This window comes from Herbidospora sp. RD11066 (assembly GCF_054661255.1).
Genome location: NZ_BAAGDO010000003.1, coordinates 764,538 through 777,710, shown reverse-complemented (window position 1 = coordinate 777,710; position 13,173 = coordinate 764,538). Strand labels below are relative to the sequence as shown.

Below are 13,173 nucleotides of genomic sequence, written 5' to 3'. Positions count from 1 at the left end.
GCCCGGAGTGGCAGAACCAAACGTAGCCACCGGAACGTTGCATACAGGTTGCGATCAATCGGTTACTCCTGGAGATTGTGGATCAGTATTCCGGGAGGGTTGGGGCCTGTGAGATCACGCGACACGATCATCTCCGCGTCATGGCGCCGCTCGCTCGCCGCCGGGGTCGACCCCGGCGTCGCAGCGGCACCACTGGTGTACGAGAAGAGCGACATCTCCGCCGCCAGAGCCGCCCATCCCCTGCGCGAGCTGATCCCCCTCCTCCGTCACACCCTGTTGCAGATCGCCGACGAGGCGGCCCACATCATGGTGGTCACCGACGCCGACGGGAACATCCTCTGGCGCGACGGCCACCGCGAGGTCCTCCGCCACGGCGACCGCATCGGTCTGGCCGACGGTTTCGCCTGGTCGGAGTCGGCCGTGGGCACCAACGGCATCGGCACCGCCCTGGCCGCCGGCGCCCCCATGAGCGTCTACGCCGACGAACACCTCATCGAGGTCCTCCACGGCTGGTCGTGCGTCGGCGCCCCCATCGTCGACCCCGACACCGGCGAGGTGCTGGGCTGCGTCGACATCAGCGGCACCTCCAGTTCGCTGCCCCCCGCCACGGTCGCCCTGGTCGGCGCCGCCGCCCAGCTGGCCGAAAGCCACCTGGCGCTGCGCATGAAGGAGAACGACGAGCGCATCCGCGGCCGCCACGCCAACCGGCCGGGCCTGCTGGTGTCGTGCAGCGGCCGGGTGATCGCCGGAGACCGGTTCCGGGGGGAACGTGTTTCACTCCCGTCGGAGGGCGACCGCGTCGTCCTCCCCGACGGCCGGGTGGGCGACGTGGAGTTCCTCGGCGACTCCTACCTGGTCAATCCCCGTCGTGGCGCCGTCCCGAGGCTGTCTCTGGCCGTCCTCGAAGGCGCCCCCTTCGCCGAATACGGCGGCGGCCGCGTGGCCCTCTCCCTGCGTCACGCCGAGATCCTCACCCTGCTCGCCACCCATCCCCGCGGCCTGACCGCCGAACAACTCTCTTTTCTCCTGTACGGCGACGACGGCAACCCCGTGACCATCCGCGCCGAGATCCACCGCCTCCGCGCGCAACTCCCCGGCGCCGTGGCCGCGAAGCCATATCGCCTGGTGGGAGAGGTCGCCGCCGACCTCCTGACGGTCCGCCGCGCACTGACCACCGGAGACCTCGACACCGTCGTCAACCGCTACCAGGGCCCGCTGCTGCCGCGCTCGGAGTCCCCCGAGATCCGCCGCGAACGCAGCGAACTGGAGGCCCGCGTGAGGTCGGAGATCCTGGGCAAGGGCAACGCCACCCACCTCTGGAGTTATGCACAGACGAGCGGGGGCCGTGACGACGTGGCCATCCTGGAGCGCATCATGTCGATCGTCCCGGTGGAGGACCACCGCCACGCGGCTGCGTCCGTCCGCCTCACCCACTCCTCCTAGGAGACCTTTTCCATGATCGGCTCGCTCCTCGTGGCCTCCGTCCTCGCCGTCTCCGCCCCCGCGCCGGGCGCGGCGGGCCGCGACGGCGGCACCCTCAACGGCTTCGCCGTCACCCACGTCCCGGCGGTGACGGGAGCCGCGGTCAGCGACTTCGAAACGGAGTGGGAAGACGTGTCCTTCGCCACCCGGGTCTGGGAACGCGAGATCCCCGAAGGCCACCAGGCCGACCTGCGGGTGGCGGTCCTCCGCGGCGACGGCCTGACCGACCTGCCGTCACTCCGCGAGTTCCTGACGGAATACGACGAACGAGAGACCTGGGACCTCAAGGAGTTCTCGAAAGACGGCACCCCGGGCCTGGCGACCGAAACCGAGGCGTTCTGGCTCGACTCCCCAGGAGTGGCCCTGACGGTCCGCATCACCGAGAACCCCCTGACCGCCGACGACCTGATGGACGTCGTCCAGGGCATCAAAGCCGAAGGGCCTCCGGCCTGAGCCGGTCAGGAGTGGTCGATCTCCTGGATGACCTGGCCGCCGAGTTCCTTCTGGAGCAGGGCCAGGCCTGAGAGGCCGTCGGAGTCGACGTCGGCGTCGTTGTCGGGGTCGACGTCGTCTTCGTCGGACTTCTTCGAACGTGTGGGCACCGCGTCCGGCCAGGCCTGGCGGGCGGGCGCGGAGGCCGCCGGTCGAGGTGCCGGCTGCGCCGCCCTGGGTGGCGGGGCCTCATAGGCCGACTGCGGAGCGGGGCGTTCGAACTCGTCCGTCGGCGCGTCGGGCCACGACTCGTCGGTCGACGGCTTCTCGGCCTGCCTGCGCGGCGAAGCGGCCTCCCGCGCGGGCGAAGGCTGCTGTACGGGCTGGGCCTGCGGAGCAGCCTGAGAGTTCTGAACAGGCTGGGCGGGCTGCGCGGGAGGCGGCGGGGGCGCCGGTGGCGGCGACGGCTGGGACGGACGGGCGGTCTGGCCGCCTCCCGTTCCACCCGTGACGACGTCGACCCGCCAGTGACCACCGAGCACGTCACCGAGGGCGGCGGCGACGACCTCGTCGCGCTTGCCCTTCAGGAAGCCCTGGACATCCCCCGGCTTCTCGAAGCCGACCGTCACGACGTTGCCCTCGGCGCCGAGCAGGCGGCCCTGGGCGTTGATGATCATCCAGGCGACCCGCTGACGGTTCTTGACCGCCTCAAGGACCTGCGGCCACACCTGGGCGACCACGCCCGCACCACCGCCGGACGCCTGCGGGGCGCTCGGCTGAGAGGGAGGCGAACCGGCCTGAGCAGAAGCCTGCCCCACTGGCGGGACATCGGCGGCGGGCCGACCGGAGCCCGGCTTGACGGCCGCGGGCCAGTCGTCGGCCGGGGGAGCAGCGGCCGGGACTCCACCCGAGCCGGGCTTCACCGTCTCAGGCCAGTCGTCACCGCCCTGCGGGCTCACACCCGCCGGAGCCGACGAGGCGACAGCGCTCGCCTGCTGAGCCGCACCGTTCCGCGAGTCAGACTGCGCCGCCTGCCCCTGCTGCGCGCCAGCCTGGGAGGCCGACCCATGCTGAGAGCCTTGCCCATGGGAAACGCCAGGAGCGTGGCCATGCGGAGTACCAGCCTGGGCACCCTGGCCCTGGTGAACATCAGCCTGCGAGGCTGGGTCTTGCTGAGAGCCGGGCTGACCCTGGTAACCACCAGGCTGCGGGCCCTGAGCCTGCGAAGCGCCCGGCTGCTGGACTTGTCCCTGGTGAGCGCCTGGCTGCGAACCCTGGACCTGCGGAGTGCCCGGCTGTGAAGCATGGCCCTGATAACCGCCGGGCTGTGCACCCTGAACCAGCGGAGCACCCGGCTGCTGAGCCTGATAGACACCGGGCTGTCCACCGCCAGCTGCCGCGACATGCTCAGCGCCCGGGTGCGGCCGCGCTGGGTAACCCGGGTTGCCGATCTGCCGGGGCGCCTGCTGCGCACCCCCGTGCTGCCCGCCCCCGTCGCGCTCCAGCCGCTCCAGACGGGTCAGCATGGCCGCTTCCCCACCTTCGACCGCCGGCAGCAGAATCCGCGCGCACATCAGCTCAAGCAGCAGCCGGGGCGAAGCCGCCCCCCGCATCTCCGTCAGCCCGGCGTTGAAGATCTCCCCCGCCCGGGTCAGCTCCGCCGGACCCATCGCCGCCGCCTGCCCTTGCAGGCGCTCCAGCTCGTCGGCGGGTCGGTCGAGCAGCCCGTTGGCCGCCGCCTCGGGAACGTTCGCCAGGATCACGAGGTCGCGGAACCGCTCCAGCAGATCGGTCGCGAAACGGCGCGGGTCGTGCCCGCCCTCGATCACCCGGTTGACCGCCTGGAAGACCAGCCCGCCGTCACGCCGGGCGAAAGCCCCCACGATCTCGTCGAGCAGGTCACCATCGGTGTAACCGAGCAGGGAGACCGCGCGCCCGTAGGTGATCCCGTTCTCGTCGGCCCCGGCCAGGAGCTGGTCGAGGATCGACAGGGAGTCCCGGGCCGACCCGGCCCCGGCACGCACGACCAGAGGAAGCGCCGCAGGCTCATAAGGCACCGCCTCCGACGCGAGGATCTCCTCCATCAGCGCTTTCAACGTCGCCGGAGGCATCAGCCGGAACGGATAGTGGTGGGTGCGGGACTTGATCGTCCCGATGACCTTCTCGGGCTCCGTCGTCGCGAAGACGAACTTGAGGTGCGGCGGCGGCTCTTCGACGAGTTTGAGCAGCGCGTTGAAACCCTCGCGGGTCACCATGTGCGCCTCGTCGATGATGTAGATCTTGAACCGCGCCGACACGGGCGCGAAGAAGGCCCGTTCGCGCAGGTCACGCGCGTCGTCGACACCACCGTGGGAGGCGGCGTCGATCTCGATCACGTCGAGGTGGCCGGGCCCGGTGGGCGCCAGGGCGACACACGACTCGCAGACGCCACACGGATCGGGCGTCGGCCCCTGCTCACAGTTGAGGCTCCGGGCGAGGATCCGCGCGCTCGACGTCTTGCCGCATCCCCGAGGACCGCTGAAAAGGTAGGCGTGGTTGATGCGCCCGCTTCTGAGAGCCTGGCGGAGCGGGTCGGTGACGTGCTCCTGCCCTTTGACCTCTGCAAACGTCCCGGGACGGTATTTGCGGTAGAGCGCGAGACTCATGAACGGTCTCCTCGGGGAGAGCAGAACCGGAAGCAAAGAACCCCCCGCACACCCGCCAGAGCCCGCTTATCCTTGCTGCCTTCCGGCCCTGGGGAGGTTCACAGGATGACGCCGCGCGAGGGGTCCGAGGACAGTCTATCCGCCGCCCCGACCACCTGTGCCCGCCGCCGCGAAAAGGAAAGGACGGCGCATGCGCCAAGTCATGTAAGCTTCTCGGCGGAGGATTCGCCTAGTTGGCCTAGGGCGCACGATTGGAAATCGTGTTTCGGGAAACCGATCAGGGGTTCAAATCCCCTATCCTCCGCCCCCAGAAGGGGCCGGTCGCACAGTCGACCGGCCCCTTCTCCGTTTCCAAGCCAAAAATCCTCTTCTTCCGTTACGGCTCCGCCCACCCCGGCCCCGCCCACCGCCCCCGGCACTCGCCGTATCCGGCGCCAACCACCCGCTCCCGCTCCGCTCCACAACGAGCCCACTCCACCGCCCCGCCCTCGGCGACCCGGACCCCGCCCGGCACCGGCCAGGGGGTCGACCATCGGCCTTCCCCCCGGCCCCCTCTGCGGTAGTCGTGCCCGCATGATCGCCCCTCTCCGGGGCAGTCGGGGCGTCATGGATTTCGATGACCAAGCGCAACTCGACTCCTCTCAGGTCGAGAACCGTGGCCGGGGTGGCATCTCCGGTGGCGGGCTTGCGATCGGCGGTGGCGCGGCCGGCATCATCGCGCTCATCGTCGCTCTCGTCTTCGGCCTCAACCCCGGTGACATCACCGGCGGGGGCGGCGCGGAGAACCCCGGCGTTCAGCCGTCCAGTGATCTCGGTGACAAGTGCAAGACGGGGGCGGACGCCGACCAGGACGAAGAGTGCCGGGTCGTCGGCGTGGTCAACAGCCTCCAGGACTACTGGGCCACCCAGGTCGACGGCTACCAGACGGCCAAGACCGCGCTCTTCGAGCAGGGCGTCCAGACGGAGTGCGGGGCGGCCGACTCGGCCGTGGGGCCCTTCTACTGCCCGGTCGACCGTTACGTCTATCTGGACCTGAGCTTCTTCAACCAGCTCGAATCGCAGCTCGGCGCCGCCAACACCCCGTTCGCCCAGTCGTACGTGATCGCCCACGAATACGGCCACCACGTACAGAACCTGACCGGGACGCTCGAACAGAGCGGCGGCGAGGGTGCCGACAGCGGGTCGGTCAGGGTGGAACTCCAGGCGGACTGCTACGCGGGCGTCTGGGCCAAGAACGCCGTCGACACCGGCTTCTTCGCCACGGCCTTCACCAAGACCGACATCCAGGAGGCGCTCGACGCCGCCTCGGCGGTCGGCGACGACTCGATCCAGCAGAAGAGCGGTGGCCAGGTGAACCCCGACGCGTTCACCCACGGCACCTCGGAGCAGCGGGTGACCTGGTTCACGAACGGCTACGAATCAGGGGATCCCGCGCGATGTGACACGTTCTCCGGGTCGATCTGACCCGGGCCACCTTCGTCTCATAAACTACATAGCGTGATCTTTAAGTTGGTCGGCGACGAACGTCCCTATCCCGAGCACCGCCTCGGGCATCGCGAATGGGCGCAGATTCCGCCCCGCCAGGTCAGGCTGGACGCTCTCATCACCACGAAAGCCGTTCTCGACCTGCACTCCCTGCTGGCCAAGGATTCCACCTTCTACGGTGACCTCTTCCCACACGTCGTGCAGTGGGAAGGCGAACTCTATCTGGAAGACGGGCTCCACCGGGCTCTGCGTGCGGCGCTGCACCAGCGCTCGGTGCTGCACGCGCGGGTGCTGGAACTCTAGGAAAACGAGAACGACCCGGTGTGATGATCACACCGGGTCGTCGTCTGTGGCGGTGGTGGTGGGATTTGAACCCACGGTAGGTTGCCCTACACGCGCTTTCGAGGCGCGCTCCATCGGCCACTAGGAGACACCACCGCGCAGCAGCTTACCGGACTTCGGTCAGTGTTCGCGCCTCGCGGTGAAGAAGGCGGACAGAAGCGAAGAACATTCCTCTTCGCGTACGCCCATGACCACCTCGGGCCGATGGTTCAGCCGCCGGTCGCGCACCACGTCCCACAGCGACCCGACGGCCCCGCCCTTCTCGTCGACCGCCCCGTAGACGATCCGGTCGACCCGGGCCAGCACGGCGGCGCCGGCGCACATGGTGCAGGGCTCCAGCGTCACGACGAGGGTGCACCCGGACAGCCGCCACTCGCCTGCCACCGAGGCGGCGGCCCGCAGGGCCAGGATCTCGGCGTGGGCGGTCGGATCGCCGGAGGACTCCTTCGTGTTCGAGGCCCGCGCCAGCACCTCGCCCTCGCGGAGGACGACGGCGCCCACCGGCACCTCACCCCGCTGAAAAGCCTCGCGAGCCTCGGAAAGGGCCAGACCCATCGCCTGGTCGTACAGGGAAGAAGTCACCTGAGCCGGTCGAGGTCTTCGGCGAACGAGAGGCGCTCGGCCACGACGGACAGGACGTCGGCGGGCAGCATGCCCTCTTCGACGCTCAGCTCCAGCAGCTCTTCGGCGCGCAGCCCGAAGTCGGACAGCAGCTCGAAGTCGCCGCCGGGGCGGACCCCGAGGTCGGGTGTCTCCTTGTCGACGGCGATGCCGGCCAGCTCGGCGAACAGCTCGCCGAGCGGGTCGGTCACCCCGGCTTGGGCGTCGGACAGGAACACCCGGGGGTCGAGTTCGCCCTCGTAGCGGACGAGGGCGAACCATTCGTCTTCGACCTCGACGCAGAGCAGCACGAGTTCGTCACCCGACAGGCCGAGGGCCTCGCTGACCGCGTCGCCGACGTCGTCGGCGATCTCGGCCTCGGACAGGTCGACCTCGGCCCCGGACCAGCGGCCGTTGGTGCGCAGGAAAGCGGCGGCGAACAGATTGGTTCTCGTGGGCATGGCGAGGTCCCGGGGTTTGTCAGCCGATGATGGCGTCGACAGCGCGTTCGAAGGGGTCGCGGAATCCGAGTCGGGCGGCGATGCTGAACAGCACCTCGTCGGGGTAGAGGTCGCGGTCGCCCGACAGCGCCCCCAGCTCCATCTCGTCGAGGCCGAGGTCGGCGAAGACCGACAGGTCGCCCGCGGGCAGCACGCTGTCGAGCTCCTCCTCCTCGGGCACCGGGATGTCGATGAAGTCGAGGACCTGGCGTGCCAGCGGCCACTCCCACGACGCGGTGATGTCGGAAAGGAAGACACTCACCCGCTCGCCGAAGACCCGTAATGCCACGAAGAAGTCATCCCCCACAGCCACCAGGCCAATCGTTCCGGCACTGCTGGGCTGCTGGCGAAGGGCCTGGAGCAGGCCCCTGAGGTCAGAAGTGAGCGCCACCGGGAGCATCTCGGCTTCCCACTGGTCGTCTTCGCGGTAGACCACGATGGCGAAGTCAAGAACGTCTTCGTCGGTCATCTGGTCTCCACGGACGCGATCATCACGGCCGTAATGGTTTCAGACGCGCGACACCCCCGTCCGGTTGTCGCGCAAATTGTGATCAAAACCGCCGGGCGGGTTCGGATGTCTGTTCCGCCTCGCGCTACCTTTTGTACCCATGGAGACCCATGTCGTTGATCATCCGCTCGTTTCGCACAAGCTCACGACACTTCGTGACGTGCGGACCGACTCGCCGACGTTCCGGCGGCTGGCCGACGAACTGGTGACCCTCCTGGCCTACGAGGCCACCCGGGAGGTCCGCGTCACCGAGGTGACCGTGGAGACCCCCCTCACCACCACCCAGGGTGTACGACTTTCTCGCCCCACACCTTTGGTAGTGCCGATCCTGCGGGCGGGCCTCGGCATGCTCGACGGGATGATGCGGCTGCTCCCCACGGCCGAGGTCGGCTTCCTGGGGATGATCCGCAACGAGGAGACCCTCGAGGCCTCCACCTACGCCACCCGCCTGCCCGAGGATCTGTCCGGGCGGCAGTGCTTCGTGCTCGACCCCATGCTCGCCACCGGCGGCACCCTCGCGGCCGCCATCGAGTTCCTCTTCTCCCGCGGCGCCGAAGACGTGACCGCACTGTGTCTCCTGGCCGCCCCCGAGGGCCTGGCCCACCTCGAGTCGGTCTTCCGCGACTCGGGCCGCCCCATCAAGGTCGTCACCGCCGGTCTCGACGAGCGTCTCAACGAGCTCGGCTACATCATGCCGGGCCTCGGAGACGCCGGAGACCGGCTCTACGGTGTCGTCTGATTAGTTACACTTGGTGACTGCTCGGGTACGTACAGTAGTGACGACGTCTCTTTAGCGTCACTCGCTGTACGTGGGGGCGCGCACCAGGGAGAGCCATGAGTCAGTACGAGCAGGTCGAGGCCGCGCTCCGCGACGAGTTCGACGGAGTCCATCCGGCCACCACTGTCACGCGCTGTATTCAGGCCGCCCACCATGGGGCCGTGGAAGTGACGGGTCACGCCTATCCCGGGCTGGTGGAGCGCATCGCGCGCCGGCACCTTCAGGTACTCGCTACCGCGACGGAGTCATAGCGAGGCCGGTAGTTCCGGCTTTATGCGCTTTACCGAACCAGGTGCCTGGGTAATCTATGACTCAGTGGGAGTGGTGACCGCAGTGCAGGTCAAGAAGATTCTCAAGTGGGGAGCTGTTGCTCTGGTGGCTTTCTACCTCTTGTCGCGGCCGCATGACGCCGCCGACACCGTGACCGGCGCGGTCACGGGGGTTGTCAACGGCGCGAACTCAGTGGCCCAATTCTTCGCGCGACTGTCATGAGACTAGTCACCCACGGGGACTCCGCCCCGTCCTCAGTCAACCGATACTTACTTCCCCATGAGCACCAGGTCATCATGGTCCGGCGCCACCCGGCCGTGCTGCTCCGGCCGGTCGCCGAGATCTTCGGCGGCCTGATCCTCGCGGGAGTCGCCAGCCAGTTTCTCGGCGCCGGCGACAACGGCCAGGCCCTCGTCATCATCTGGTGGGCCTGGCTGCTGCTGCTGATCCGCTTCGTCTGGAAGGTGGCGGAGTGGTCGGTCGACTACTTCGTCGTCACGTCGCAGCGGATGATGCTGGCCACCGGGCTGATCACCCGGAAGGTCGCGATGATGCCCCTCGGCAAGGTCACCGACATGAGCTTCCAGCGTGACCTCATGGGCCGGATCCTGGGTTACGGGGAATTCGTCATGGAATCGGCCGGTCAAGACCAGGCCTTGCGGACGGTCCCTTACATTCCGTACCCCGAGACGCTTTACCTCGAGGTCTGCCAGATGATCTTCCCGAACAAGGACGACTCGGACGACTAACGTCCGAAATGCCGCTTTCCAGCAAGGATTCCCGAGGAGCGAACATAGTTCGCCCTCGGGATTCTTGACGGGAGGGTTACCCGATTCGACAGCTTCGTGCCATCATGGCGGGACCATTGACCAATCCCCTGCCCTGAGAGAACAGATGCCGAGTCAGGGAACCATAGGCGACCGCGTCCGAGCGCTGCGACTGAGCAGGCGCATGTCCCAGGCCCAGCTCGCTGGGCCCGATCTGTCCGACAGCTACGTCTCTCTCATCGAATCGGGGAAGCGAACGCCGACGCCCGTCGTCGCCCGCCTTCTCGCCGAGCGACTCGGCTGCACGACAGAGTTCCTCCTTCATGGAATCGAACCGCGTCAGCGGATCGACACCGAGCTTGGCCTCCGGCACGCCGAACTCGAGCTGCACCACGGCGACCCGGCCATGGCGGCCGACCGATTCAGTGACATCGTCAAGGCGGCCGGCGAAGACAACGCCATGCTCGCCGCTCACGCCCGCCTCGGCCGGGCCCGCGCACTTGAGGCGCAGGGCCGCATCGGCCGGGCCGTCGAAGCATATGAACGACTGCGGCGGGAGGCCGGCGCCCACCCCGAGCGCCTGGCCGCACTGCCCCTGACCGTCGCCCTCTGCCGGTGTTACCACCGGGCCGGCGACCTCGCCCGCGCCCGCGATCTGGGAGCACACGCGCTGGCCCGCGTCGAGTCGCTGGGGGTCACCCAGGGCGAACTCGCCGTGGAGCTCGCCGCCGCGCTTGCCGAGACCGAGACCGGACTCCCGTTCGTCGACCGCGTGCTCGTGGCCAATGGGCTGCCGCAGGTCGAAGACCGAACGACCGAGATCCTCGCGCTCTGGCAGGCCAGCGTGACCGCCGCAGAAGGGGAGGACTCGGCGCTCGCGGTGCAGCTCGCTGAAGACGCGATCGCGGCCGGACGGCCGTCGCGCATGGCGGTCCGGATGGCCCGCATCGCGATGACCTGGGCGAAGATCACGGCCACGCATCCCGAAGACGCCGATCTGGACCGCGCCAATGTTCTGGCCGCGTCCGCCGGGTCGGTTCTGGGCGCGTTCCCGTCCGAGCACCTCGACCACGCCCGAAGCCTGATCGTGATGTCGTCGGTGCGCCTGCGCTCCGGTGACACCGAAGGTGCCGGCGAACTGGCCAATCGCGCCCTCGACCAGCTGGTCGGCATTCGCGGAACGATTCCGGCGACCGCCTATCTCGTGCTGGCCGAAGTCCGTTTGGCACGGTCCCAAGATGCGTCCACCGAGCTGCGCAAGGCTCAGGACCTCCTCACCGCGACCGGGCCCGCGCCCGACCGCGAGGCGGCCCGCACCTGGCGTGAGCTGGGAGACCTCTGGGGTCAGGCCGGTTCCCGCGAAGATCAGTCGAAGGCGTATCGTAGGGCGCTCGAAGCGGTGGGCGTCCACGCGAACATGCCTGGCATCGTCGCTCCGGCGGTGCTCACGCGATAAGCCTCCCGGAGCTCCGGATTTGTGCCGAAAGCTCTGGAATAATTAGGGTCGACCAGTCATTGACTCATGGGATGACTGGTTTCCCCTTAGGAGGCGGACTGTTGTGAGTCTGCGTACGGCGCAGCGGGCGTCTCTCGTGGACCAGGTGATCGATCAGCTCAAGGAGCAGATCACTTCGGGATCGTGGAAGCTGAACGGCAAGATCCCTACTGAGACGGTTCTGGCCGAGCAGCTCGGTGTGGGGCGCAACACGGTGCGTGAAGCCGTGCGGGCGCTGACCCACGCCGGGCTGCTCGACTGCCGTCAGGGCGACGGCACCTACGTCAGGGCCATCAGTGAGCTGTCCGGCGCGATGGCGCGACGGCTCCGGGCGGCCGAGCAGCTCGAGATCCTCGAGGTCAGGCGGGCCCTCGAAGTCGAGGCGGCCCGGCTGGCGGCGACGAGGCGCAGCGACAGCGACATCGTCGAGATCCAGGCGGCGCTGACCCGGCGCGAGCAGGCCTGGGCGTCGGGAGACGTCGACGCGTTCGTCGAGGCCGACCTGGCCTTCCACGTCGCGGTCGTGCAGGCCACCCACAACCGGGTGCTGATCGACCTCTACGTCGACTTCTCGGCGGCGCTGCGCACCAGCATCGCGGCGGCCGGTGGGTCGCTGGAGCAGAACTACATCCCCCACGACGGCATTCTGCGCGCGATCGCCTCAGGCGACGCGACGGCCGCCGAGCACGCGGGCCACGCGTGCATGGAGCACATCCTGATCGCCCTCACCGAGACCGGTGAGCTCGACTAGTTCTCACGGCAGGCGAAGCGACATCACGAGGTAGCGGAACGCCGGGTCGTCGCCCGCATCGGTGATCAACGCCGGGCGGGTGGGCGATTCGAGGTGCAGAACCGCCTGCTCGGTCTCGACCCCGGCCAGCCCTTCGAGCAGGAAGTGGGGCTGGAAGGCGATGAGGATGTCGTCGCCGTCGAGCTCGGCCGCCATCACCTCGGCGCCCCGGCCGATCTCGTCGCCCGCGGCCTGGATCAGCACCTGGCCCTGGGAGAACGACAGGCGTACGGCCGAATTCGAGCCTGACACCAGGGCCACGCGGCGGATCGCTTCAAGGAACGGCTGCACGCTGACCGTGGCGGTGATGCCCCAGTTCCCGCTGAGCCGGGAGCGGTAGTCGATGAACTGCTCGTCGAGCAGGCGGACCGTGGTCGACTTCCCCGCGCTCTCGAATCCGGCGACGTTCCCGCCGAGGCAGACGCTCACCTCGCCCGCGCGCAGGGACTTGGCGACGTCGACCAGGACCTTCGCCGGGATCATCGCGCCGTGGGTGGTGGCCTCGCCCTCGGGGTGCCACAGGAAGTCGCGGGCGGCGATGCGGTAGCGGTCGGTCGCGGCCATCGTCATGTTGACGCCGTCGGTGTCGACCCGGATCGCGGTCAGCATCGGGAGCGTGTTGTCACGGCTGGCGGCCACCGCGACCTGGGCGACCGCCGCGGCGAATAGGCCGCCGCCGACCGCGCCGACCTTGGCGGGCATCGGCGGCAGGATCGGGAAGTCGTCGGCCGGCATGGTCAGCAGGCCGAATTCTGCGCTTCCGCAGGTCAGCACCGCTTCGGTGCCGCTGGTGGTGATGTCGACGACCTCACCGGGCAGGCTGCGGACGATCTCGGCGAGCACCCGGCCCGGCAGCAGCACCTGGCCCGGCTCGGCCACCAGGGCGTCGACCTCGGCGCGGGCCGACACGTCGTAGTCGAACGCGGAGATCCGCAGCTCACCGGACGCGTCGAGGAGCAGACCGGTCAGGACCGGCAGAGCCGGACGGGTCGGCAGGACCCGGGCGCACCAGCCCACAGCCTCAGCCAGCACATCGCGGTTGACCTGGACTTTCACCGTTGACCTCCGACCTCACCACT

Annotated in this window: 15 protein-coding genes, 2 tRNA genes and 1 other RNA gene; 11 read left to right on the top strand and 7 right to left on the bottom strand. The window is 68.8% G+C overall.

Translation table 11 applies throughout. The features are described 5' to 3' along the window. Window positions 1–108 precede the first annotated feature (108 nt). Together ACYQ78_RS15240 and ACYQ78_RS15235 are read left to right on the top strand one after the other, a co-directional pair. Window positions 109–1,443 (top strand): helix-turn-helix domain-containing protein, encoded by a 1,335-nt coding sequence (locus tag ACYQ78_RS15240; protein ID WP_459801464.1) that lies wholly within the window; start codon window positions 109–111, stop codon window positions 1,441–1,443. Window positions 1,444–1,455: 12 nt separating this feature from the next. Beyond that, window positions 1,456–1,935 (top strand): hypothetical protein, encoded by a 480-nt coding sequence (locus ACYQ78_RS15235; protein WP_459801463.1) that lies wholly within the window; start codon window positions 1,456–1,458, stop codon window positions 1,933–1,935. 5 nt (window positions 1,936–1,940) lie between these two features. Here ACYQ78_RS15235 and ACYQ78_RS15230 read toward each other — a convergent pair whose 3' ends face one another. Next, window positions 1,941–4,559: a DNA polymerase III subunit gamma and tau gene (locus ACYQ78_RS15230; RefSeq protein ID WP_459801462.1), complete on the bottom strand. Its 2,619-nt coding sequence runs from the start codon at window positions 4,557–4,559 to the stop codon at window positions 1,941–1,943. Between the two features lie 31 nt (window positions 4,560–4,590). Then, window positions 4,591–4,688, bottom strand: an RNA gene (gene ffs, locus ACYQ78_RS15225) — signal recognition particle sRNA small type. 89 nt (window positions 4,689–4,777) lie between these two features. On the opposite strand from ffs, the gene ACYQ78_RS15220 reads away from it, so the two are divergent. The 3 genes from ACYQ78_RS15220 to ACYQ78_RS15210 all read left to right on the top strand — a co-directional run bounded on the left by ACYQ78_RS15220 (window position 4,778) and on the right by ACYQ78_RS15210 (window position 6,347). Beyond that, window positions 4,778–4,863, top strand: a tRNA-Ser gene (locus ACYQ78_RS15220). A gap of 302 nt (window positions 4,864–5,165) precedes the next feature. After that, complete coding sequence (gene ypfJ / locus ACYQ78_RS15215; protein WP_459801461.1) at window positions 5,166–6,023, top strand: KPN_02809 family neutral zinc metallopeptidase; 858 nt, start codon at window positions 5,166–5,168, stop codon at window positions 6,021–6,023. A 33-nt stretch (window positions 6,024–6,056) separates the two neighbouring features. After that, the gene (locus tag ACYQ78_RS15210; RefSeq protein WP_061290615.1) at window positions 6,057–6,347 is read left to right on the top strand and encodes a type II toxin-antitoxin system VapB family antitoxin; all 291 of its coding nucleotides are present in this window, start codon (window positions 6,057–6,059) and stop codon (window positions 6,345–6,347) included. 47 nt (window positions 6,348–6,394) lie between these two features. On the opposite strand, the gene ACYQ78_RS15205 is transcribed toward ACYQ78_RS15210, so the two are convergent. The 4 genes from ACYQ78_RS15205 to ACYQ78_RS15190 all read right to left on the bottom strand — a co-directional run bounded on the left by ACYQ78_RS15205 (window position 6,395) and on the right by ACYQ78_RS15190 (window position 7,955). After that, window positions 6,395–6,482, bottom strand: a tRNA-Ser gene (locus ACYQ78_RS15205). A 24-nt stretch (window positions 6,483–6,506) separates the two neighbouring features. After that, window positions 6,507–6,941: a tRNA adenosine(34) deaminase TadA gene (tadA, locus tag ACYQ78_RS15200; protein ID WP_459801782.1), complete on the bottom strand. Its 435-nt coding sequence runs from the start codon at window positions 6,939–6,941 to the stop codon at window positions 6,507–6,509. Window positions 6,942–6,964: 23 nt separating this feature from the next. Next, on the bottom strand, window positions 6,965–7,447 hold the full coding sequence (locus tag ACYQ78_RS15195) for a tRNA adenosine deaminase-associated protein (RefSeq protein WP_459801460.1): 483 nt from the start codon (window positions 7,445–7,447) through the stop codon (window positions 6,965–6,967). A 19-nt stretch (window positions 7,448–7,466) separates the two neighbouring features. Beyond that, a complete protein-coding gene (locus ACYQ78_RS15190; protein ID WP_061290611.1) occupies window positions 7,467–7,955 on the bottom strand; it encodes a tRNA adenosine deaminase-associated protein in 489 nt (162 codons plus the stop codon). Between the two features lie 139 nt (window positions 7,956–8,094). On the opposite strand from ACYQ78_RS15190, the gene upp reads away from it, so the two are divergent. The 6 genes from upp to ACYQ78_RS15160 all read left to right on the top strand — a co-directional run bounded on the left by upp (window position 8,095) and on the right by ACYQ78_RS15160 (window position 12,055). Continuing rightward, the gene (gene upp, locus ACYQ78_RS15185) at window positions 8,095–8,733 is read left to right on the top strand and encodes a uracil phosphoribosyltransferase (protein WP_459801459.1); all 639 of its coding nucleotides are present in this window, start codon (window positions 8,095–8,097) and stop codon (window positions 8,731–8,733) included. A 95-nt stretch (window positions 8,734–8,828) separates the two neighbouring features. Next, a complete protein-coding gene (locus ACYQ78_RS15180) occupies window positions 8,829–9,023 on the top strand; it encodes a three-helix bundle dimerization domain-containing protein (RefSeq protein ID WP_459801458.1) in 195 nt (64 codons plus the stop codon). Between the two features lie 73 nt (window positions 9,024–9,096). Then, on the top strand, window positions 9,097–9,264 hold the full coding sequence (locus ACYQ78_RS15175; protein WP_157519910.1) for a hypothetical protein: 168 nt from the start codon (window positions 9,097–9,099) through the stop codon (window positions 9,262–9,264). Beyond that, window positions 9,261–9,791 carry a PH domain-containing protein gene (locus ACYQ78_RS15170; RefSeq protein ID WP_459801457.1) on the top strand — a complete coding sequence of 177 codons (531 nt, stop codon included), beginning with the start codon at window positions 9,261–9,263 and terminating at the stop codon, window positions 9,789–9,791. Before ACYQ78_RS15175 ends, ACYQ78_RS15170 begins: the two co-directional genes overlap by 4 nt. A gap of 145 nt (window positions 9,792–9,936) precedes the next feature. Continuing rightward, entirely contained in the window at window positions 9,937–11,265 is a 1,329-nt protein-coding gene (locus tag ACYQ78_RS15165) for a helix-turn-helix domain-containing protein (protein ID WP_459801456.1), read from the top strand. A 103-nt stretch (window positions 11,266–11,368) separates the two neighbouring features. Next, window positions 11,369–12,055 (top strand): FadR/GntR family transcriptional regulator, encoded by a 687-nt coding sequence (locus ACYQ78_RS15160; RefSeq protein ID WP_459801455.1) that lies wholly within the window; start codon window positions 11,369–11,371, stop codon window positions 12,053–12,055. A 3-nt stretch (window positions 12,056–12,058) separates the two neighbouring features. Here the strand turns inward: ACYQ78_RS15160 and dnaN are convergent, their stop codons facing one another. Next, window positions 12,059–13,150 carry a DNA polymerase III subunit beta gene (dnaN, locus tag ACYQ78_RS15155; RefSeq protein WP_459801454.1) on the bottom strand — a complete coding sequence of 364 codons (1,092 nt, stop codon included), beginning with the start codon at window positions 13,148–13,150 and terminating at the stop codon, window positions 12,059–12,061. Window positions 13,151–13,173: the final 23 nt, after the last annotated feature.

Excerpts from the sequence above, each read along its gene's own strand:
- ACYQ78_RS15235 (WP_459801463.1), top strand. The coding sequence starts at position 1,456 with ATGATCGGCTCGCTCCTCGTGGCCTCCGTCCTCGCCGTCTCCGCCCCC.
- ACYQ78_RS15230 (WP_459801462.1), bottom strand. The coding sequence starts at position 4,559 with ATGAGTCTCGCGCTCTACCGCAAATACCGTCCCGGGACGTTTGCAGAG.
- ypfJ (WP_459801461.1), top strand. The coding sequence starts at position 5,166 with ATGGATTTCGATGACCAAGCGCAACTCGACTCCTCTCAGGTCGAGAAC.
- tadA (WP_459801782.1), bottom strand. The coding sequence starts at position 6,941 with ATGGGTCTGGCCCTTTCCGAGGCTCGCGAGGCTTTTCAGCGGGGTGAG.
- ACYQ78_RS15195 (WP_459801460.1), bottom strand. The coding sequence starts at position 7,447 with ATGCCCACGAGAACCAATCTGTTCGCCGCCGCTTTCCTGCGCACCAAC.
- ACYQ78_RS15190 (WP_061290611.1), bottom strand. The coding sequence starts at position 7,955 with ATGACCGACGAAGACGTTCTTGACTTCGCCATCGTGGTCTACCGCGAA.
- upp (WP_459801459.1), top strand. The coding sequence starts at position 8,095 with ATGGAGACCCATGTCGTTGATCATCCGCTCGTTTCGCACAAGCTCACG.
- ACYQ78_RS15180 (WP_459801458.1), top strand. The coding sequence starts at position 8,829 with ATGAGTCAGTACGAGCAGGTCGAGGCCGCGCTCCGCGACGAGTTCGAC.
- ACYQ78_RS15170 (WP_459801457.1), top strand. The coding sequence starts at position 9,261 with ATGAGACTAGTCACCCACGGGGACTCCGCCCCGTCCTCAGTCAACCGA.
- ACYQ78_RS15165 (WP_459801456.1), top strand. The coding sequence starts at position 9,937 with ATGCCGAGTCAGGGAACCATAGGCGACCGCGTCCGAGCGCTGCGACTG.